The sequence below is a fragment of the Ancylobacter sp. TS-1 genome, from assembly GCF_009223885.1.
Lineage (GTDB): Bacteria > Pseudomonadota > Alphaproteobacteria > Rhizobiales > Xanthobacteraceae > Ancylobacter.
Genome location: NZ_CP045144.1, coordinates 3261739 through 3282366 on the forward strand (window position 1 = coordinate 3261739; position 20628 = coordinate 3282366).

The following is a 20628-nucleotide window of genomic DNA, read 5'->3' on the forward strand; positions in this document are numbered from 1 at the left end:
CGTGCCGATGGATGCCGCGCCCGACGACCAACTTCCCGAGCCGTTCCGAAGCTGGTTCGCCGGCCGGGGCTGGTCGCCGCGCGCGCATCAGCTCGAACTGCTCGCCAAGGCGCGCGAGGGCCGTTCGGCGCTGCTGATCGCCCCGACCGGCGCCGGCAAGACGCTGGCCGGCTTCCTGCCGAGCCTCGTCGAACTGTCGCAGCGCCCCCGCGCCCGCAACAGCGTGCGCCCGCCCGGCGTGCACACGCTCTATATCTCGCCGCTGAAGGCGCTTGCCGTCGATGTGGCCCGAAATCTGGAGCAGCCGGCGCAGGAAATGGGCCTGGCCGTCCGCATCGAGACCCGCACCGGCGACACGCCGGCCTCGCGCCGCCAGCGCCAGCGGCGCGACCCGCCGGACATCCTGCTCACCACGCCCGAGCAGATCGCCCTGCTGCTCGCCTCGGGCGACGGCGAGGCGCTGTTCGGCGAGTTGCGGCGCATCGTGCTCGACGAGCTTCATGCGCTGGCCGGCTCCAAGCGCGGCGACCTGCTCTCGCTCGGCCTCGCCCGTCTGCGCGCGCTTGCCCCGCAGGCGCGCACGGTCGGTCTCTCGGCGACGGTGGCCGATCCCGACACGCTGCGCCGCTGGCTGGTGCCGCAGGCTGGCGACGGCGCCATGGGCGATCTGGTCGTCGCCGAGGCCGGCGCGGCGCCGGACCTCTCCATGCTCGACAGCGCCGCCCATGTGCCCTGGGCCGGCCACACGGCACGCCATTCGCTGAAGGAAATCTACGCGCTGATCGAGGCCAACACGACGACGCTGGTCTTCGTCAACACCCGCATGCAGGCCGAACTGCTGTTCCAGGAGCTGTGGCGCATCAACGACGCCAACCTGCCGATCGCGCTGCATCACGGCTCGCTCGACGTCTCGCAGCGCCGCCGTGTCGAGGCGGCGATGGGCGAAGGGAAGTTGAAGGCGGTGGTGTGCACCTCCTCGCTCGATCTCGGCATCGACTGGGGCGCGGTCGATCTCGTGGTCAATGTCGGCGCGCCCAAGGGCTCGTCGCGCCTGATGCAGCGCATCGGCCGGGCCAATCACCGCCTCGACGAGCCGTCGCGCGCCGTGCTGGTGCCGGCCAACCGTTTCGAGGTTCTGGAATGCCGCGCCGCGCTGGAAGCGGTGCGGGCGGGCGCGCAGGATGGCGCGGTGGTCCGCACCGGCGCGCTCGACGTGCTGGCGCAGCACGTGCTCGGCATGGCCTGCGCCGGCCCCTTCGCGGCGGACGATCTCTTTGCCGAAGTCACCTCCGCCGAGCCCTATGCGGGCCTGCCCCGGCAGGATTTCGACGACGTGCTCGATTTCGTCGCCACGGGGGGCTACGCGCTGCGCGCCTATGAGCGCTTCGCCCGCATCCGGCAGATGAAGGACGGGCGCTGGCGGGCCGCCAACCCGCAAGTGGCGCAGCAATACCGGCTGAATGTCGGCACCATCGTCGAATCGAGCATGCTCAAGGTGCGGCTGGCCAGCGCGAAGTCCCGTTTCGGCGGGCGGGTGCTGGGCGAGGTGGAGGAGTATTTCGTCGAGACCATGAGCCCCGGCGACACCTTCGTCTTCGCCGGCGAGGTGCTGGAATATCTCGCCATCGTCGAGGAGGAGGTCCGCGTCGCCCGCACCCAGGCCAAGGAGCCGAAGGTGCCGTCCTATGCCGGCGGCAAGTTCCCGCTTTCCACCTTCCTGGCCGCGCGGGTGCGCGCGCTGCTGGCCGAGCCGGCGGGCTGGTCGGCTTTGCCGGATCAGGTGCATGAATGGCTGAACCTGCAGAAGCGGCGCTCGCGCCTGCCGGGGCGCGAGGACCTGCTGGTCGAGACCTTTCCGCGCGGCGGGCGGTACTATCTCGTCGCCTATCCCTTCGAGGGACGGCTCGCCCACCAGACGCTCGGCATGCTGCTGACCCGCCGGCTCGACCGCGCCGGCCTGCACCCGCTCGGCTTCATGGCCAATGACTACGCGCTGGTGATCTATGGCGTGCGTGACCTTTCGCTCGCCGTCGCACAGGGAAGGCTCTCGCTGGACGGGCTGTTCGACGCCGACATGCTCGGCGACGACCTCGAGGACTGGCTCGCCGAATCCGCGCTGATGAAGCGCACCTTCCGCCAATGCGCGGTGGTCGGCGGGCTGATCGAGCGGCGTTTCCCCGGCAAGGAGAAGAATTCCCGCCAGGTGACGATGTCGACCGACCTCGTCTATGACGTGCTGCGCCGGCACGAGCCGGGCCATGTTCTGCTGCGCGCGGCCCGCGCTGACGCGGCGACCGGGCTGCTGGACATTCGCCGCCTCTCCGACATGCTGACCCGTATCCGGGGGCGAATCGACCATGTGGCGCTGGAGCGCGTCTCCCCGCTCGCCGTGCCGGTGATGCTGGAGATCGGCCGCGAGATGGTGGCGGGCGGTGCGTCCGAGGCGCTGCTGGCTGAGGCCGAGGACGAACTGATCAGGGAGGCGATGGGCGGTGCAGCGGACGGCGGAGACGGCGCGGGATGAGGGCGTGGCGGATGACGGCGCGGCGGTGATCCTTGCTGGCGCGACGCTGGTGCTCGACGCCGCCGGGGCGCTGTGGTGGCCGGCCGAGCGCATGCTGATCGTCGCCGACCTGCATCTGGAGAAGGGCTCCGCCTTCGCCGCGCGCGGCGTGCCGCTGCCGCCCTATGACAGCCGGGCGACGCTCGCCGTGCTGGCGCGCATCGTCGAGCGGCGACGCCCGCGCAGCCTCGTCGCGCTGGGCGACAGCTTCCATGACCGCGCCGGCGCCGATCGGCTCGGGACCGAGGAACGCGAGGCGCTGGCGGCGCTGATGCGCGGGCGGGAGATGGTGTGGATCGCCGGCAATCACGATCCCGACCCGGTGCCGGGGCTGGGCGGCAGCTGCGCCGAGGAACTGCGGGTCGGGCCGCTCACCTTGCGCCACGAGCCTGCCGGTGAAGCGGGGGAGGGCGAGATCGCCGGCCATTTCCACCCCGTCGCGCGGGTGGTGGTGCGCGGGCGCAGCCTGCGCCGGCGCTGCTTCGCCACCGACGGGCGGCGCCTCGTCATGCCGGCGCTCGGCGCCTATGCCGGCGGGCTGAACATCCGCGACGCGGCGTTGGCCGGCCTGTTCGGCGGCGATTACGACGCCCATCTCGTGGGGGCGGGGCGCACCTACCGCATCGCCCACCGCGCCTGCCTGCCGGATCGGTAGTCTCAAAACAAGTTATCCCGGACGGCCGTCAGGCCGATCCGGGATCGTCATCCGCTCTTGTCGCGGGGGCGCCGTTCCGCCGCTCAGCGCGAGGCGGTCTGGCGCGGCGCTCCGTTGCTCCAGTCGGCCAGCGTGGTGTCGTTGGCCTTGGCGTCGACGGTGAGCGGCGCCCAGTGCTCGATCGCCTGACGGGCGGCGGCCAGCGCGCGGGCGTCGAGCCGCGTGGCGATCTCGTCGCGCTTGGTGGCGGCCTCGCTGTCGCCGCGCGCGGCGGCGAGGGCGAACCAGCGCCAGGCCTCGGCCGGGTTGGCGGCGACGCCGAAGCCGCGGGCGTAGAGCACAGCGAGATTGTACTGGCTGTCGCGCACGCCGCGTTCGGCGGCGCGGGTGAACCAGATCGCCGCCGTGCGGTAGTCGGGCTGGCCGTCGATGCCCGAGGCGAGCATCACGCCGAGATTGTGCATGGCCGCGACATTGCCGGAGGCGGCGGCCTGCTCGTAGAGCTGGCGCGCCCTGTTGGTGTCGCGCGGCACGCCCTCCATACCCTTCTCGTAGATCGTCCCGAGACGGTAGGCCGCCGGCACCGAGCCATTGGCCGAGGCATAGGTGAACCATTCGGCGGCGCGTGCCGCGTTCGGCGCGACGCCGTCGCCTTCCATGAAGCGGCGGGCGATCTCGAAGGCGGCGGTGGGATCGCCGGCGAGGGCGGCGGCGCGCAGCGTCTGGCTGGCGATGCCGCCGGGAAGCTCGCTCGGCAGCGACATGCTGGACGGACCGAGCGCGGCCGGCGCGTCCGGCGTCTCGGCGGGCGGGGGCGCCGCGGGCGCCACAGGCGTCTCCGGGCGGGCGGTGCCGCCCACCGAGCCGGTGATGTCCTCCGGCGCCGGCGCGCTGGCGGGCGCGGCCGGACGCACGGTCGGCGGCAGGGTGGCGGTGCTGGAGAGGGCGGGCGCACCGGCGCGCAGCTGGCCCTCGCGCATCTGCGCCAGCAGGTGCCAGGAGCCATAGGCGAGTGCCGAGCCGCACAGCCCGATCAGCAGCATGGCGCGGATGCGGGCGAGCCAGCGCCCGGGCTTGCGGCGGTTGCGCTCGGCGATGTGGCTGCGCAGCTCGGGCGGCACGGCGCCGGAAGGCTGGGCGGCGCGGCGGGCCTGGGCGATGAAGGCGGTGCGGGTCGGCGTGCCGGCGGCCGGGCGCGGGGGCTGCCCCGGCACGACATTGCGCGCGGCGGCCTCGGCGTCGAGGTCGACCGGGTGGAAATAGACCTCGTCGTCGAAGGCGGTCACAACGCGCGAGGCATCGTGCCGGGCTTCCGGACGCGCCGGGGCCTGAGGCATGGCGGCCTGGGGAATGGGCCCCTGCGTGCGCAGGGCGACGGCGGCCTCGGTGGAGCGGCTCAGCTCCTCGAGCGCCGCGCGCATGAGCTGCGGCTCGAACGGCTTGGGAATGGAGGCCGGCGGCGGCGCGAACACCACCTCTGGCGGAACGGCCGCCAGCGCGGCCGGGGCCGGCGCGGGAACCGGACCGGGCGCCGGCGCGAGGCCGGCGGGGGCCGCGAGGGGCGCGGCTTCGGCGGCCGGCGCGGGAGCGGCGGCCTCGGGGGCGGCTTCCAGCCCGGCAATCTCGCGCTTGATGCGGGCGGAAGGGCTGTTCGGGTTGCCGCCGCCACCCGGCGGCCGGGCGCGCGGACCCGCCGCGAGGAAGGTGGCGCGGGTCTCTTCCATCTGGATGAAGAGGTCGTTCACGGCACGCTCGATGCTGGCGAGCTGGCCGGCGATCTCGGCGCCTGCCACTGCCTTCTCGATCTTCTGGGTGAGTTCGCCGATCTGGCGGCCGAGCGCGTCGAAGCGCGGGCCCTCGTCGGGCATCGCCACCGGGCGCTCGATCCGCTCGATGCGGTCGGACAGGCCCTTGATGAGCGCCTCCATCCCCTCGGGAAGTTCGCGGCGGGCGCTGGCGAGGCTGCCCTGGATCGAATCGAGGCGGTTCATCAGATCCGCGAGCGGGAGCGGCCCGCCGGACTGGGTGCCGATCTTGTCGGCCAGCGTATCGATCCGGCGCTCCAGCGAGCCGAAGGCGGTGCGGATGACGCGGTCTTCATTGGCCGCGATTTCCGAGACCTTCACCGCCAGCATGGAGACCTGTTCGGCCAGCAGGCGGACGGAGTCGGAGGACAAGGTGCGCGCCAGCAGGTCGCGGATTTCGGTCGCCTGCGCCTGCAGCCGGGCGATGGTGGCGCCGTCGGCCGACTTGGCGCTGACGATGTCGATCTTGCGTTCGAGCGTGTCGATGCGGCTCAGCAGCAGCACGGGGTGTTCCGGCAGCTTGAGCCCGCCGATCATGTCGCGCAGCGCGAGAAGCGTGGCGCGCAGATCCTCGTCGCGGACGCCGGCCCGCTCCACGCGCTCAGCGAGCTGCTGCACGACGCGCTGGAGATCGTCCACCGCGCGGCGCGGCGCGACCGAGCCGAGCGACTGGCGCATGACGCCGAGTTCACCCTGAATTGCCGCCAGCGTCTCGTTCACCGAGCCCGGACGGGCCGACGTGGCAGGCGCTGCCGGGGCGAAGGGCGCGGCCGCCGGCTGCACCGGAGCGGCATAGGCCGGCGCCGGATGGAGCGGGGCCGCGTGGACCGGGGACGGATGCAGCGGGGCGGCGGGCGGCTGCGGCGCGGCACGGGTGGGGAAGGGGCCACCGGCAAACGGATCGCGGACGAAGCGCTCGCTGATCGCGTCGCGGACCGGGGGGCGGGCCTCGCGGGCCGGGGCCTCGCGATAGGCCGGCTCGCGCGGCGCGGCCGTCTCCGGCCGGCGGTGGCCGGCGTCGCGGTCGAGCTCGCTCTGGCGGGCGGCGATCTCCGCCACGGCCGCCTCGATGGCGTTCGGCGTCGTGGTGGGGAGCGGCGCGTAGGCGGAACGGGCCGGCTCGTGGCGCGGCGCGATGAGGTGCATGGCCTCCAGACGCTGGTCGATCTCGCGGATCGCCGCCTGCAGGCGCTGGTCGGCATAGACCGAGCCGGTGGAGGCGGGTGCCTCGGCGGGGGCCTGCGGTGCCGGGGCGGAATAGGCCGGTGCGGGAGGCGCCATGGACTGGCCGATGGGCGCCTCGAGAAGATCGACGGTGCTCGGCAGCGGGGTGAAGGCCGACGGCGCGACGGGTGCCGGCGCCGGTTCGGCGGCCGGCTGGGCGCCGGCGCCGAGCTGGTCGATCTTTCCGGCGAGCTGCTCGATGCGGCGCTGGAGATCGGCGACGCTGCCGGGAGCGTCGCCGCTCGCGGCGGCGCCCGTCACGGCGGCGGTACCGATCAGCTGGCTCCTCAGCCACTGTTCGAGCGGCATGCCGGCGCGCTGCGCGGCTTCGCTCATGGCTCGCCAGGCTTCCGGAGCGATCTGCCCGGCCGTCGAAGGGGCCCCTTGCCTCACCGTATTCTCCGTCGCGTCAGGCACCATGAGCGGCGGGAATCGCCGCGCCGGCTCTTTCGGCTGCTGAGCGCAACTGTTTCGAATCTTGGTAAATGGCCAGTTAATGAGTACCGGCGATTAACCATGACGGCTTGACGGCCCCCTGCGCACGGCACGAAGGAGGGCAACGAAATAGGTATTAAAGTAGCGATGAGCGGGAGTGAGAACGGTCGTAGCCGGCAGCGGCGAGCCCCCGTCCGGCCGGGATAGCGAGGCGCAACAGGGCCTGCACGGCCTGTCGCACGGAGTTTGCCCGGCCGTGGCCTGTCGCCGGCATGACAGGCATATTGTTTATAAATCAAACGGTTAGCGATCCGTTTAACAGTAAGTTGCCCTAACGTCGGGTGTGACTTTCTCCCCTTGCGGCAACCTCTCTGCGACAGTGAGGCAACATCGCTGACGCGTTGCCACGTCCCCCACCCGGAGCTGCCGACATGGACTTCACCTCCTTTGAGGCCGATCGCACCGCCGATACGCATCTCGCCCCCACGGGCGATTCCGCCTTCTTCACCATCGGCGACCTCGCCCGCGAGTTCGGCGTCACCCTGCGCGCCCTGCGCTTCTATGAGGACAAGGGCCTGCTGGCGCCGCGCCGCGAGGGCCTGACCCGGCTCTACAGCGCCGCCGAGCGCGCCCGCCTCGCCATCATCCTCAAGGGCAAGAAGCTCGGCTTCACCCTCGCCGAGATCAAGGCGATGGTGGCCCTGCGCGAAGGCAGCGCCGTCCCGGCCGGCGGCCTCGCTCTGACCCGCGAGAAATGCGCCGAGCAGCTCGCGCTGCTCGAACAGCAGAAGACCGAGATCGAGGAAGCCATCGGCGAGCTTCGCCAGATGGTCGCCGCCTTCTCGGCGCGCTCGGCGGCTTGACCAGCCGGCGACGCGTTTTTCACTTCTCCTCCCCGACGATCATCGGCGGCGCCCCAGCGGGCGCCGTCGGCGTTTCGGGCACCGGCGAATCGGATCAGGGGCGCCGCCGGGCGATTCCATGGCGGGCGAAAACGCTCTAGCGTGCGGCCGGCGCGTGCGCCGCCGGTTCCAGATTCGCTTGCCGAGTGCCCCGATGTCCCGTTCCATCGACTATTATTTCTCCGTTTCCAGTCCCTGGGCCTTCATCGGCCATGCGACCTTTCTTGACGTGGCGCGCCGCCACGGCGCCCGGGTGAATTTCCGTCCCGTCTTCCTGGGCGAGCTGTTCGCCGAGACCGGCGGGCTGCCGCTGGCCCGTCGCCATCCCGCCCGCCAGCGCTATCGGCTGGTGGAGCTCAAGCGCTGGCGCGAGGCGCGCGGCCTCGATTTCCACATCAGCCCGGCGCACTGGCCGTTCGATCCTCATCTCGCCGACCGGCTGGTGATCGCCGCGCAGATTGCCGGCCACGACGTGGCGCCTCTCGTCGCGCGGCTCACCGCCGGCGTCTGGCAACACGAGGAAAATCTCGCCGATCCGGCGACGCTGGCCGCCATTCTCACCGGGATGGGCCTGCCCACGTCGCTGCTGGAGGTGGCTGAAAGCGACCGCGCGGCGACGATCTACGCGACGAATCAGGCCGACGCCGTCGAAGCCGACGTGTTCGGCTCGCCCGCCTATGTGCTCGACGGCGAGGTGTTCTGGGGGCAGGATCGGATCGATCTGCTCGAGCGCGCATTGTCGAGCGGGCGCCCGCCCTTCACCCCCTGAGGCGACGGGCCGTAGCTGAGGAGGCCGATCATGCGGCTGCCCCTGTGGGAAACCGGCACCCTGCCGCTTGCCGCCGCCGCGCTTGCGCTGGCGGGGCTCGCCGGCGCCCCGCCCGCCGCCGCGCAGGGCCGCAGCGACGCGCCCCGCTATGTCATGCAGCCGGTCGAGGGTGGGCTGATGAAGCTCGACACGCGCTCCGGCTCGCTCTCCTTCTGCTCCACGAAATCCGGCGCGTGGGTCTGCGAGGCGGTGCCCGAGGACCGCGCCGCGCTGGAAGCCGAGATCGCCCGACTTCAGGGGAAGGTCGCCGAGTTGGAGAAGGGGCGCGCCGGGGTCGGCACCGCCGGCGTTCCCGACATCATGGCGCCGCCCGAGCCGGCCACGCCCGGCGCGCCGCCGCCGGCCGCATCGCCCGCCGTGCCGCCGGTCCCGCCGGCCGGCGAGGAGCAACGCACCGAGGAAGCGCGCAAGCGGCTCGACCAGGCGATGGACATGGCCGAGCACGTCTTCCGCCGCTTCTTCGAGATGGTGGACCGCCTGCGCGGCACGTCCCCGCAGGGGCAGAGCCTCTAGCCGCGCCCCTAATGCGCCGTGACGAAGGCGTGGCTGCGGGCCAGCGCCCGATCGGTCAGCGTGCCGGGGAAGCCGATGAACACATGGCAGCCGCCGGGATAGACGGCGAGTTCCGCCGCATTGCCGGCGGCGAGCCAGCGCGGCGCCAGGAACAGCGTGTCGTCCAGCAGCGCGTCGCGCGTGCCGATGGAGAACAGCGCCGGCGGCAGCCCGCGCAGGTCGGCGTACAGCGGCGAGATGTCGGGCAGGTCGAGCGCGCCGCCCTCGCGCAGGTAATGGCCGACGAAGACGTTGATGTCGTTCGTGTTGAGCACCAGCGGCTCGTCGCCCCACTGGCGCGCGCTCGGCGTCAGGCCGAGATCGTAGCAGCCGGCGGTCAGGTTGGCGCAGCGGAACGGGGCGATCCCGTGCCGGTCGCGCAGCCGCAGCAGCGTGGCGACGGCGAGGGTGCCGCCGGCCGATTCGCCGCCGATGGCGTAGCGCTCGGTGCCGAAGCGGGCCGGGCCCTCCTGCGCCAGCCAGAGCGCGGCGGCCTCGCAATCGTCCGGCGCGGCGGGCCAGGGGTGTTCGGGCGCGAGCCGGTAGTCGACCGAGACCACGGCGAAGCCGGTGCGCTCGACGAAGCGGTGGTTGAGCCCGTCATTCTCGCGCGCCGAGCCGAGGCACCAGCCCCCGCCATGAATGTGCAGATAGACGCCCTTCGCGGGCTCCGGCGGGGTGAGGATGCGCAGCGGCACCGGGCCGTGCGGCCCCGCGATCTCGATCGCCTGCGCATAGGGGCTCTCGGGCGCGAGCGGGAACGGGCCCTTTCCTTCCAGCCGCAGCTTGCGCAGCACGGCCATGGGGAACACCCAGCGGTCGGGGATGGCGCCGAGCGCCTTGACGATGGCGGCGTTCACCGCCCGCGTGTCGGGGGCGATGGCGGCCGGGTCGAACAGGGCCGGGTCGAGGGTGAGCGGGGAGTGCGGCGTTCCGGGGGACGTGGACGTCATGGGTGCGGCGACGCTCCGGCAATGGCGTTGGCGACGGTTTGTCAGCGGGGGTGATCGGGCCTATCCAATCCCAGCCGGCCCGGTTCGTCCAGCGCCGAAGCCGGAAAGAGGACAGGCCGATGGCGAAGATCAGGCAAAGCGAGGTGCGCGAAAGCGCCGTGACGCGGCGTTTTTCGAGCGTGCTGACGGTGGACACGGCAGGGCGCGGATTTATCGAGATCACGCGTGCCGTCGCCGCCTTTCTGGAGGGCGTCGGCGCCCGCGAGGGCGAGGTCTCGCTGTTCTGCCGGCACACCTCGGCCTCGCTCACCATTCAGGAGAACGCCGATCCCGACGTGCGGGTCGACCTTCTCACCGCGCTCGACCGGCTGGCGCCCGAGCAGGCGGGCTGGGTGCACGACATGGAAGGCCCCGACGACATGCCGGCCCATATCAAGGCGGTGCTGACCGGCATCAGCCTCGCCGTGCCGGTGACGGGCGGACGCATGGCGCTCGGCACCTGGCAGGGAATCTACCTTGTCGAGCACCGCACGCGGGCGCATCGGCGCGAATTGGTGGTGGCGTTTGTCGGCGAGGCCCACTAAAGGTCTTGAAACCCAGCGATGGGGCTGTCCGCCAAGCCATCCTTGCGCCGCCCGCCACCCCGACGGCGCCCTGCTTGCGGTCGCGGCTCCACCGCACCATGATCGCAGCGCGGGCATGCGGAGAGCGCATGGTCGCGCGGGGAAAGGGCGGCTGCGCGTGGACACGACGACGAGTTTCCGGCTGGTGATCGCGGATGATCATCCGCTGTTCAGGGGTGCGCTGCGCGAGGCGGTGGCACGCCAATTTTCGGCGGCGGAGCTGTTCGAGGCCGGGGGCTTCGAGGAACTGCAGGCGCTGCTGGAACGCGAGAGCGATATCGACCTCATCCTGCTCGATCTCACCATGCCGGGCGTGCGCGGCTTCTCCGGGCTGATGTATCTGCGGGCGCAGTATCCCGGTATTCCGGTGGTGGTCGTCTCGGCCAATGAGGAAGCCAGCGTCATCCGCAACTGCATGGAGTTCGGCGCGTCCGGCTTCATCCCCAAGACCAGCGCGGTCGAGACCATGCGCGAGGCGATCGCCGCCGTGCTGGAGGGCCGCACCTGGACGCCCGCCGATGTCGACCTGTCCGGCGGCGCCGACAAGGAGACGCAGGCGCTGGTCGCCCGTCTCGGCACGCTCACCCCGCAGCAGGTGCGGGTGCTGATGATGCTGTCGGAAGGGCTGCTCAACAAGCAGATCGCCTATGAACTGGGGGTCTCCGAGGCGACCGTGAAGGCGCATGTCTCCGCCATCCTCCAGAAGCTCGGTGTCGAGAGCCGCACCCAGGCGGTGATCGCCGCCTCCAAGATCGAGGGCGGCACCTGGGCGCAGGCGGCGGGGTAGGACCGGGCGCTCCCGTCCAACCGTTTCGTCATCCCGGCCGAGCGGCGCGAGAGCCGGGATCGTCTTCCGATCCGGCACGCGATCCCGGAGCGGCCTTCGGCCGTCCGGGATGACGGGCTTTTCCTTGAGGCGACCCAAGGATCGATAACACCGTCATCCCCGGGCTTGACCCGGGGATCTACGGTTTCCCCCGGGGCGTGGACGGCCGGGTCAGGCCCGACCATGACGGCGATCGAAGCCCCAATCGCCGCTCACTCCGCCGCCGCCCGCGTGGCGCGGCACTGGGCGAGCAGGGCGCGCAGCGCGGCCGGGCGCACCGGCTTGTTCAGCACTTCCATCTCGGTCGCGCGGGCGGCGTCGCGCACGCGCTTCGAGCGGTCGGCGGTGATCAGCACCGCCGGCAGCGAGGGGCCGAGCTTCCAGCGCAGCTGCTTGGTGGCGTCGATGCCGTCGCCCTTGTCGAGATGGTAGTCGACCAGCAGGATGTCGGGCTTGGAGCGCCGCTCGCGCAGCATGGCCTGCGCCTCGCCGACTCCCGGCGCCTTCAGCACCGTGCAGCCCCAGCCCGAGAGCAGCGTCTCCATGCCGTCGAGAATGGCGGGGTCGTTGTCGATGCACAGCACGGTCAGGCCCGCCAGCGATGCCGCCGCCACGGCGGGCCGTTGCGAGGGTTCCTCGCGCGCCGGCATGGGCGGCGCGGAGGGCAGTTCCAGCGAGAAGGCGGTGCCCCGGCCGGACGCCGAGCGCAGCGCGAGCGGGTGGTCCAGCACCCGCGAGATGCGCTCGACGATCGACAGGCCGAGCCCTAGCCCGCGCGCGGCCTTGGCGCCCTCGTCGAGCCGCTGGAACTCCTTGAAGATCAGCTTCTGCTTGGCCAGCGGCACGCCGATGCCGGTGTCGAGCACCTGCACCTGAAGCTTGCCGCGCCGGTGGCGGACCCCGATCAGCACCCGCCCCTTCGGCGTGTACTTGATGGCGTTGGAGACGAGGTTCTGTAGCAGGCGGCGCAGCAGCCGCCGGTCGGAGCGCACCGCCGCCGAGCTTGGCACGAAGATGAGGCGCAGGCCCTTTTCCTTGGCCAGCGGCGCGAATTCGAGTTCGAGCTGGCGGAAGATCTCGTCGATGCGCAGCGGCGCGATGTCGGGCTTGAGCGCGCCGGCGTCGAGGCGCGAAATGTCGAGCAGCGCGCCGAGGATTTCCTCCACCGCCTCCAGCGAGGCGTCGACATTGTGGGCGAGGCGGGTCTCCTCGCCGGCCCCGGCCCGCTCGACGAGGCTGGTGGCGTAAAGCCGGGCGGCGTTCAGGGGCTGAAGAATGTCGTGGCTGGCGGCGGCGAGGAAGCGGGTCTTGGAGATGTTGGCCTCGTCCGCCTCCGACTTGGCCTGGGCGAGCTGGGCGTTGAGATTCTCCAGCGCCTTGGTGCGTTCGCGCACGCGCCGCTCCAGCGTCTCGTTGGCGCGCTCCAGCGCCTCGGCGGCCTCCACCGTTGGGGTGATGTCGGTGAAGGTCACCACCACGCCGCCATCCGGCATGGTGTTCACGCGCACCTCCATCACCACGCCGCGCGGGGCCAGTCGCTCCTGGAACACCGCGTTGCGCCGGGCGTAGCGGGAGAGCTTCTCGCGCACGATCTCCTCGACCGGCCCCGGCCCGAACTGGCCGCTGGTGGCGTTGAAGCGGATGATCTGGTCGATGCCGATGCCGATGCGCAGCACCTCCGGCGGCAGGTCCAGCATCTCGCCGAACTGGCGGTTCCAGGTGATCAGGCGCAGGTCGCGGTCGAACACCGCGATGCCCTGGCGCACATGGTCGAGCGCGGTCTGGAGGATCTCGCGATTGTACTGGATGGCGGCGGAGGCATCGTCGAGCAGCTTCAGCGCCGCCTTGGTGGAGACGGTGCGCTTCCTCAGCATCAGCGACAGCACGAGGCGCGAGGAGGCCGCGCCGATGGCCGAGGCGAGAAGGTGCTCGGCATAGCGGATGAGCTGGAAATCGGCCTCGCGGCCCGGCTCCAGCGAGACGCCGCGCATCGCCGAGATGCTCTCGAAGGAGGCGCGGGTGCGCTCCTCGCCGAGATAGCGCGAGACGGTCGAGATAAGCTCGCCCACCGTGACCGGCGAGCGCCACAGCCGGAAGCTCGGCGCCGATGGCGCGTGGTCGCTCTCGACGAACACGCTGGCCTGAAGGCGCTCGATCGGCGTCGGCTGGCGCAGCAGCGAGGCGGCGAAGAACACCAGCACGTTGACCGTGAGGCTCCACATCACCCCGTGCACCAGCGGGCTCGCCTGCACCCCGAGCAGCGCCTGCGGCCGCAGCGCGGCGAGGCCGAACGGGCCCTCATGCAGCAGTTGGGCGCTGAACAGCCCGGCATCGACGAGGTTGGGCAGCAGCAGCGTATAGGCCCACAGCGCGATGCCGGCGGCGATGCCGGCCAGCGCGCCGAGCGCCGTGCCGCGCCGCCAGACGAGGCCGATGAACAGCGCCGGCCCGAACTGCGCCACCGCCGCGAAGGAAAGCAGGCCGATCTGCGCCAGCTGCGCCTCGCCGGTGACGCGGTAGTAGAGATAGGCCAGCAGCAATATGGCGAAGATGGCGATGCGGCGGACCGTCAGCAGCCGGTGGCCCATGTCCACATGGTCCGGCTGGGTGCCGGTGCGGGCCGTCTCCTCATTGTCGCGTCGCCCGCGCCCGCGCACCATCAGGGGCATGAAGATGTCGTTCGACACCATCACCGCCAGCGCCACCGTCTCGACGATCACCATGGCGGTCGCCGCCGACAGCCCGCCGACGAAGGCGACCAGCGCCATCGCATGGGCGCCGACCGACAGCGGCAGGGTGACGACATACATGTCGCCGTCGATGAAGCCGGGCGGGAAGGACACGAGGCCGGCGATGGCGATCGGGATGACGAAGAGGTTGATCAGCACGAGGTAGAGCGGGAACAGCCAGCTCGCCTTGCGGATCTCCTCCTCGGAGGTGTTCTCGACCACCGCGACGTGGAACTGGCGCGGCAGCAGCAGGATGGCCAGCGCCGACAGCAGCGTCATGGCGCCCCAGCTTCCCACCGAGAAGCCGTCGGTCAAAACCGGCAGCACGCCCTTCTCCGCCGCCTGCGCGAACAGGTCGAACGGCCCCGAGAACATGCCGAAGACGATGAACAGGCCGACGGCGAGGAAGCTGACCAGCTTGACGATGGACTCCGTCGCCACCGCCAGCATCATGCCTTCCTGATGCTCGGTCGCGTCGATGTGGCGGGTGCCGAACAGCACGGCGAAGACGGCCATCGCTACCGCGATGGTCAGCGCGAGGTCGCCCACCACCGGATAGTGCATCCCGAGGCCCTCGAAATCGCCGAGCATGGCGAGCAGCGAGGCCGAGACCGCTTTGAGCTGCAGGGCGATGTAGGGCAGCGAGCCGACGATGGCGACGCAGGCGACCAGCGCCGCGACGCCCTGGCTCTTGCCGTAGCGGGCGGCGACGAAGTCGGCGATGGAGGTGATGTTCTGCGCCTTGGCCAGCCGCACGATGCGCAGCATGAAGGGCGTGCCCAGCGCGAAGACGAGGATCGGCCCGATATAGATGGTGAGGAAGTTGATGCCCTGGGTGGTGGCGAGGCCCACCGAGCCGAAGAAGGTCCAGGAGGTGCAGTAGACCGCCAGCGAGAGCGAATAGATGTAGGGCCGCCCCCGGCGCCGGCGCGGCGGCAGGCGCCGGTCGCCGAAGCTCGCCACGGCAAACAGGAAGCCGATATAGACGAGCGCGACGGCGATGATGGTCCATGCCTGAAGCATGAGCTCTCCGGGCGGCGTGAGGCCGGGCCCTTTTTATGCGCCGCGCCGGCGCGGCTTCGCAAGCGGCGGCGGAGGCGTTGGCGGGTACGCAGCCGAGGCGTTTCCGGCGCCACCGGGAGGCTTGCCGTCGCGCGCGCCGCGTATAACAGTGACGCGACCGGCGTGCGCAGGAGGGGGCAGCGATGAGCAAGGTTCTGAAGGAGTTCCGCGAGTTCGCGGTGAAGGGCAACGTCGTCGATCTCGCCATCGGTGTCATCATCGGCGCCGCCTTCGGGCAGATCGTGTCCTCGATCGTGACGGACCTGTTCATGCCGGTGGTCGGTGCGGTGTTCGGCGGGCTCGACTTCTCGAACTACTTCGTCGGCCTGTCCTCCTCCGTCACCGCGAATTCGCTGGCGGCGGCGCGCGAGCAGGGCGCGGTGTTCGCCTATGGCCACTTCCTCACCGTGGTCATCAACTTCCTCGTCATCGCGTGGATCCTGTTCCTCGTGGTCAAGGGCATCAACCGGCTGCGCCGCAACGCCGCCAGCGAGCCGCCCGCGCCCGCGCCGCCCACCAAGGAGGAAGTGCTGCTCACCGAGATCCGCGACATCCTCGCCCGCAAGGCCTGACGGGGTGAACGAGGTTCCGGCGCCCCGGTGCCGGGAGCGGCTCGCGCGCGCCGTGTATCGGCCAAGAGGTATCGGCCAAGAGAAGACTGTGACGGACGCGCAAGAACGGCTAGAAGCGCGCAGTCCCCGTCGAATGCCAGCGATATGACGATCTTCACACGCCTCGCCATTCCCGAAATCGTTCTCGTCCAGCCGGTCCGGCATGGCGACGAGCGCGGCTATTTCTGCGAGACCTACAAGAAGCCGGAATTCGACGCCTTCGGCATCGAGATCGCCTTCGTGCAGGACAATGAATCGCTCTCGGGCGAAGTCGGCGTGGTGCGCGGCCTGCACTTCCAGGCCCCGCCTTTCGCGCAGGCCAAGCTGGTGCGGGCGGTGCGCGGGGCGATCTTCGACGTGGCCGTCGACATCCGCACCGGCTCGCCGACCTACGGCAAATGGGTTGGCGCGACGCTGACCGCGCGCACGGGCGAGCAGTTCTTCGTGCCGCACGGCTTCGCGCACGGATTCTGCACGCTGGAGCCCGATACGCTGGTCGCCTACAAGGTCGACGCGCCCTATTCGCCGGCCCATGACGCCGGCATACGCTGGGACGATCCCGCCATCGGCATCGACTGGCCGGTCGAGGCGGGCCGGGCCGTGCTCTCGGGCAAGGACCGGATCGCGCCGCTGCTGCGCGACCTCGCCTCGCCCTTCCTTCATGCCGCCGCGGCGGATGCGTGATCCCATGACCGACATTGCCCAGCGCGTTCTCGTCACCGGCGGCGCCGGCTTCATCGGCTCGGCCGTGGTGCGCCGCCTAGTCCGGCAGGGCCGGCAGGTACTGACCTATGACAAGCTGACCTATGCCGGGAACCTCGCCTCGCTCGGCGAGGTGCACAATCTGCCGGGCCACCGCTTCCTTCAGGCCGACATCTGCGACGGCGGCGCCTTCCGCGCGGCGCTCGACGCGTTCCGGCCCGACCTCGTGATGCATCTCGCCGCCGAATCGCATGTCGACCGCTCGATCGACGGGCCGGGCGAGTTCATCCGCACCAATATCCTCGGCACCTACACGCTGCTGGAGGAATCGCTGCGCTACTGGCGCGGGCTGGACGCGACGGCGCGCGAACGCTTCCGCTTCCATCACATCTCGACCGACGAGGTGTACGGCACGCTGGGCGCGGAGGGCCTGTTCCGCGAGGACACGCCCTACCAGCCGAACTCGCCCTATTCCGCCTCCAAGGCGTCGTCCGACCATCTCGTGCGGGCGTGGTTTCACACCTACGGACTGCCGGTGGTGATGTCGAACTGCTCGAACAATTACGGGCCGTACCATTTCCCCGAGAAACTGATCCCGCTCACCATCCTCAACGCGCTGGAGGGAAAGCCGCTGCCGGTCTACGGCAAGGGCGAGAACGTGCGTGACTGGCTCTATGTCGACGACCACGCGGCGGCGCTGGAGTTGATCGCCACGCGCGGGCGGCTCGGCGAGAGCTACAATGTCGGCGGCAACAATGAGCGCCGCAATATCGACGTGGTGCGCACCATCTGCGCCATCATGGACCGTGTGGTGCCCAACGCCGCGATCGGCCCGCGGGAGAATCTGATCGCCTTCGTCACCGACCGGCCCGGCCACGATGCGCGCTACGCCATCGATGCCGGCAAGCTCACGCGCGAACTGGGCTGGGTGCCCGCGCATGATTTCGAGAGCGGCATCGAGGCGACCGTGCGCTGGTATCTCGACAATGCCGGCTGGTGGGAGCCGCTGAAGGCCCGCTACGACCGCCAGCGCATCGGGCTGACCACATGACGCGGTTGCTGCTGCTCGGTGCCGGCGGGCAGGTGGGGCGCGAGATCGCGGCGCTGGCGCCGGGGCGCGTTCCCGGCCTCGTCGCGCTGGACCGGGCCGGGCTCGACATCACCGACGCACCGGCGCTCGACGCGGCGCTGGCCGCCCACCGGCCCGACGTGGTGATCAACGCCGCCGGCTATACCGCCGTCGACCGCGCCGAGAGCGAGCCCGAGGCGGCGCATCTCATCAACGCGGTGGCGCCGGGGCGGATCGCGGCGGCCTGCGCCCGGCACGGCGCCCGCCTCATCCACATCTCCACCGACTATGTGTTCGACGGCACCAAGGCCGGCGCCTATGTCGAGGACGATCCCGTGGCCCCGCTCGGCGTCTACGGCATCTCCAAGGAAGCGGGCGAGCGCGCGGTGCGCGAGCGGCTGGACGCGCATCTGATCGTGCGCACCTCCTGGGTCTACGGAATCCACGGCGCCAATTTCCTCAAGACCATGCTGCGCCTTGCCCGCGAGCGCGATCGGCTGACCGTGGTCGCCGACCAGAAGGGTTGCCCGACGGCGACGGTCGACGTCGCCGAGGGGCTGCTCGCCGCCGCCGTCGCGCTCCATGAGGGGCGGATGGCGCCGGGCACCTATCATCTCGCCGGCACCGGCGCCACGAGCTGGTACGGCTTCGCCCGCGCCATCATCGAGCGGGCCGCCGCCCATACCGGCCGGCGCCCCGAGATCGTGCCGATCGCCACCGCCGACTATCCCACCCCCGCCCGCCGCCCGGCCAATTCGGAACTGTCCAGCGAAAAGCTGGCGCAGGCCATCGGCTTCCGCGCCGCTCCCTGGGAGCCGCGCGCGGCGGGCGTCGTCGACCAGATTCTCGCCACATCGGCGACTTGAACCTTCGGGAACACCACATGAAGGGCATCATCCTCGCCGGAGGCTCCGGCACACGGCTTCACCCGATCACGCTGGTGGTGTCGAAGCAGCTTCTGCCGGTCTACGACAAGCCGATGATCTACTACCCGCTGACCACGCTGATGATGGCGGGCATCCGGGACATACTGATCATCACCACGCCGCATGACAGCGCGCTGTTCGAGAAGCTGCTCGGCGACGGCGCGCAGTTCGGCGTGTCCATCTCCTATGCCGTTCAGGAGAGCCCGCGCGGCCTGGCCGACGCCTTCATCGTCGGGCGCGACTTCATCGGCGACGAGCCGGTGGCGCTGGTTCTCGGCGACAACCTGTTCTTCGGCCATGGCCTGCCCGAGCTTCTCGCCAAGGCGGCGGAGCGCGCACGCGGTGCCACGGTGTTCGGTTATCCGGTCAAGGATCCCGAGCGCTACGGCGTGGTGGAGATGGGCGAGGGCGGCAAGGTGCTTTCCATCGAGGAAAAGCCGCTCGTGCCGAAGTCCAACCTCGCCGTAACCGGCCTTTATTTCTACGACAACCGGGTGGTGGAGATCGCCGCCGGCCTCAAGCCCTCGCCGCGCGGCGAGATCGAGATCACCGACGTCAACCGCGCCTATATGGAATGGGGCGAACTCGACGTGCTGATGATGGGCCGGGGCTTCGCCTGGCTCGACACCGGCACGCCGGATTCGCTGCTGGAGGCGGCCCAGTTCGTGCAGATTCTGGAGAGCCGGCAGGGGCTGCGCATCGCCTCGCCCGAGGAGGTCGCCTTCCGCGCCGGCTTCATCGACGCCGACCAGCTTGCCCGGCTCGGCGCGGCGCAGAGCAAGTCGCAATACGGCGCCTATCTGCTGAAACTGGCGCGCGGCGAACACTGAAGTCCGGCGCATCCATCGATTGCATTCATCGCCGGCTCACGTCTTTTGATGAATGGCGGGCGCCGGCTCGGCTATAGACTGGCGCCTCGCCGTCCGCTCACAGGTCCTCACATGCCCGCCGAATCCGCGCCCTTCACCCCCATGCCCTCCCTGCTCGACCACATCCGCCCGCAGGCGCTCTCGCTGCCGGAAAGCGGCATCGTCGAGGTGATGAATTACGGGCGCGGGCATGAGGGCCTGATCCCGCTCTGGGCCGGCGAGGGCGACCTGCCGACGCCCGCCTTCATCAGCGAGGCGGCGACGCGCTCGCTGGCGGCGGGCGAGACCTTCTACACCTGGCAGCGCGGCATTCCCGAACTGCGCGCGGCAATCGCGCGCTACATGCACCGGCTCTACGGCGTCGCCGACGATCCCGAGCGCTACTTCGTCACCGGCTCGGGCATGCAGTCGATCCAGATCGCGCTGCAACTCACCCTGTCGGCGGGCGAGGAGATCCTCATTCCCTCGCCGTCCTGGCCCAACGCGGCGGCGGCGGCCGAGGTGATCGGCGCGCGGCCGGTCTTCGTGCCCTTTGCCTTCGACGAGGCGCGCGGCTTCTGGCTCGACCTCGACCGGCTGGAGAGCGCGGTGACGCCGCGCACGCGGGTCATCTTCATCAATTCGCCGGCCAACCCGACCGGCTTCGTCGCCTCGCTCGACACGCTGCGCGGCGTGCTCGACATCGCCCGCCGGCACGGGCTGTGGATCGTCGCCGACGAGATCTATGGCCGCTTCTTCTTCGAGGAGGGCGGCAACGGGCTGGCGCCGTCGTTCCACGACATCATGGAGCCGGAGGACCGCATCCTCTTCGTGCAGACCTTCTCGAAGAACTGGGCGATGACCGGCTGGCGGCTGGGCTGGATCGAGGCGCATCCCGCGCTCGGCGACGTGCTGGAGAACCTGATCCAGTACTCGACCTCGGGCGTCGCCGCCTTCATGCAGCGGGCGGGTGTCGCGGCGCTGGAGCGCGGCGAGAGCTTCGTCGAGCACCAGATCGAGCGGGCGCGGCGCGGGCGCGACATCGTGGCGGCGGGCCTTGCCACCTCCAACCGCGTGCGCTTCGCCTCCCCGCCCGGCGCCTTCTACATGTTCTTCGGCGTCGAGGGCGAGGCGGACATGCGCGCGCTGGCGCTGAAACTGGTGGACGAGGCCAATATCGGCCTGGCGCCCGGCACCGCCTTCGGCCCCGGCGGCGAGAGCTATATCCGCATGTGCTTCGCGCGCGGCGAGGCGCAGATCACCGAGGCGACGGCGCGGCTGGTGGGCTGGCTCAAGCGCTGAGGGGGCCGTCCG

The 20628-nt window shown here is 70.9% G+C and carries 16 protein-coding genes; 13 read left to right on the forward strand and 3 right to left on the reverse strand.

Features of this window, described 5'->3' with window-relative positions; genetic code table 11:
- Positions 1 to 7: 7 nt before the first annotated feature.
- Together GBB76_RS15300 and pdeM are read left to right on the forward strand one after the other, a co-directional pair.
- Positions 8 to 2524: a ligase-associated DNA damage response DEXH box helicase gene (locus GBB76_RS15300; protein ID WP_202911248.1), complete on the forward strand. Its 2517-nt coding sequence runs from the start codon at positions 8 to 10 to the stop codon at positions 2522 to 2524.
- Positions 2525 to 2528: 4 nt separating this feature from the next.
- The gene (gene pdeM / locus GBB76_RS15305; protein WP_152304101.1) at positions 2529 to 3218 is read left to right on the forward strand and encodes a ligase-associated DNA damage response endonuclease PdeM; all 690 of its coding nucleotides are present in this window, start codon (positions 2529 to 2531) and stop codon (positions 3216 to 3218) included.
- An 83-nt stretch (positions 3219 to 3301) separates the two neighbouring features.
- Here pdeM and GBB76_RS15310 read toward each other — a convergent pair whose 3' ends face one another.
- Positions 3302 to 6583: a tetratricopeptide repeat protein gene (locus GBB76_RS15310; RefSeq protein WP_152304102.1), complete on the reverse strand. Its 3282-nt coding sequence runs from the start codon at positions 6581 to 6583 to the stop codon at positions 3302 to 3304.
- A gap of 530 nt (positions 6584 to 7113) precedes the next feature.
- Here GBB76_RS15310 and GBB76_RS15315 point away from each other — a divergent pair.
- The 3 genes from GBB76_RS15315 (at position 7114) to GBB76_RS15325 (ending at position 8926) form a co-directional block, all read left to right on the forward strand.
- Complete coding sequence (locus tag GBB76_RS15315) at positions 7114 to 7545, forward strand: MerR family DNA-binding transcriptional regulator (RefSeq protein ID WP_152304103.1); 432 nt, start codon at positions 7114 to 7116, stop codon at positions 7543 to 7545.
- A 193-nt stretch (positions 7546 to 7738) separates the two neighbouring features.
- Positions 7739 to 8353 carry a 2-hydroxychromene-2-carboxylate isomerase gene (locus GBB76_RS15320; RefSeq protein WP_152304104.1) on the forward strand — a complete coding sequence of 205 codons (615 nt, stop codon included), beginning with the start codon at positions 7739 to 7741 and terminating at the stop codon, positions 8351 to 8353.
- A gap of 30 nt (positions 8354 to 8383) precedes the next feature.
- Positions 8384 to 8926: a hypothetical protein gene (locus GBB76_RS15325; protein ID WP_152304105.1), complete on the forward strand. Its 543-nt coding sequence runs from the start codon at positions 8384 to 8386 to the stop codon at positions 8924 to 8926.
- An 8-nt stretch (positions 8927 to 8934) separates the two neighbouring features.
- On the opposite strand, the gene GBB76_RS15330 is transcribed toward GBB76_RS15325, so the two are convergent.
- Positions 8935 to 9918, reverse strand: a complete 984-nt coding sequence (locus GBB76_RS15330) for an alpha/beta hydrolase (protein WP_152304106.1) — start codon at positions 9916 to 9918, stop codon at positions 8935 to 8937.
- A 119-nt stretch (positions 9919 to 10037) separates the two neighbouring features.
- Between GBB76_RS15330 and GBB76_RS15335 the strand changes: the two genes are divergently transcribed.
- Entirely contained in the window at positions 10038 to 10502 is a 465-nt protein-coding gene (locus GBB76_RS15335; RefSeq protein ID WP_152304107.1) for a secondary thiamine-phosphate synthase enzyme YjbQ, read from the forward strand.
- Positions 10503 to 10617: 115 nt separating this feature from the next.
- Positions 10618 to 11328: a response regulator transcription factor gene (locus GBB76_RS15340; protein ID WP_152304108.1), complete on the forward strand. Its 711-nt coding sequence runs from the start codon at positions 10618 to 10620 to the stop codon at positions 11326 to 11328.
- A 251-nt stretch (positions 11329 to 11579) separates the two neighbouring features.
- Here GBB76_RS15340 and GBB76_RS15345 read toward each other — a convergent pair whose 3' ends face one another.
- Positions 11580 to 15119 carry a NahK/ErcS family hybrid sensor histidine kinase/response regulator gene (locus GBB76_RS15345; protein ID WP_152304109.1) on the reverse strand — a complete coding sequence of 1180 codons (3540 nt, stop codon included), beginning with the start codon at positions 15117 to 15119 and terminating at the stop codon, positions 11580 to 11582.
- Between the two features lie 182 nt (positions 15120 to 15301).
- Between GBB76_RS15345 and mscL the strand changes: the two genes are divergently transcribed.
- From mscL to GBB76_RS15375, 6 genes are all read left to right on the forward strand, one after another.
- Positions 15302 to 15730 (forward strand): large conductance mechanosensitive channel protein MscL, encoded by a 429-nt coding sequence (gene mscL / locus GBB76_RS15350; protein ID WP_152304110.1) that lies wholly within the window; start codon positions 15302 to 15304, stop codon positions 15728 to 15730.
- Between the two features lie 144 nt (positions 15731 to 15874).
- Entirely contained in the window at positions 15875 to 16453 is a 579-nt protein-coding gene (rfbC, locus tag GBB76_RS15355; protein WP_152304111.1) for a dTDP-4-dehydrorhamnose 3,5-epimerase, read from the forward strand.
- Positions 16454 to 16457: 4 nt separating this feature from the next.
- Positions 16458 to 17522, forward strand: a complete 1065-nt coding sequence (gene rfbB, locus GBB76_RS15360; protein WP_152304112.1) for a dTDP-glucose 4,6-dehydratase — start codon at positions 16458 to 16460, stop codon at positions 17520 to 17522.
- Positions 17519 to 18406 carry a dTDP-4-dehydrorhamnose reductase gene (gene rfbD, locus GBB76_RS15365; RefSeq protein ID WP_152304113.1) on the forward strand — a complete coding sequence of 296 codons (888 nt, stop codon included), beginning with the start codon at positions 17519 to 17521 and terminating at the stop codon, positions 18404 to 18406. The genes rfbB and rfbD overlap by 4 nt, the downstream gene beginning before the upstream one ends.
- 17 nt (positions 18407 to 18423) lie before the next feature.
- Complete coding sequence (gene rfbA, locus GBB76_RS15370) at positions 18424 to 19296, forward strand: glucose-1-phosphate thymidylyltransferase RfbA (protein WP_152304114.1); 873 nt, start codon at positions 18424 to 18426, stop codon at positions 19294 to 19296.
- A gap of 111 nt (positions 19297 to 19407) precedes the next feature.
- Positions 19408 to 20616: a pyridoxal phosphate-dependent aminotransferase gene (locus GBB76_RS15375; protein WP_152304115.1), complete on the forward strand. Its 1209-nt coding sequence runs from the start codon at positions 19408 to 19410 to the stop codon at positions 20614 to 20616.
- Positions 20617 to 20628 lie beyond the last annotated feature (12 nt).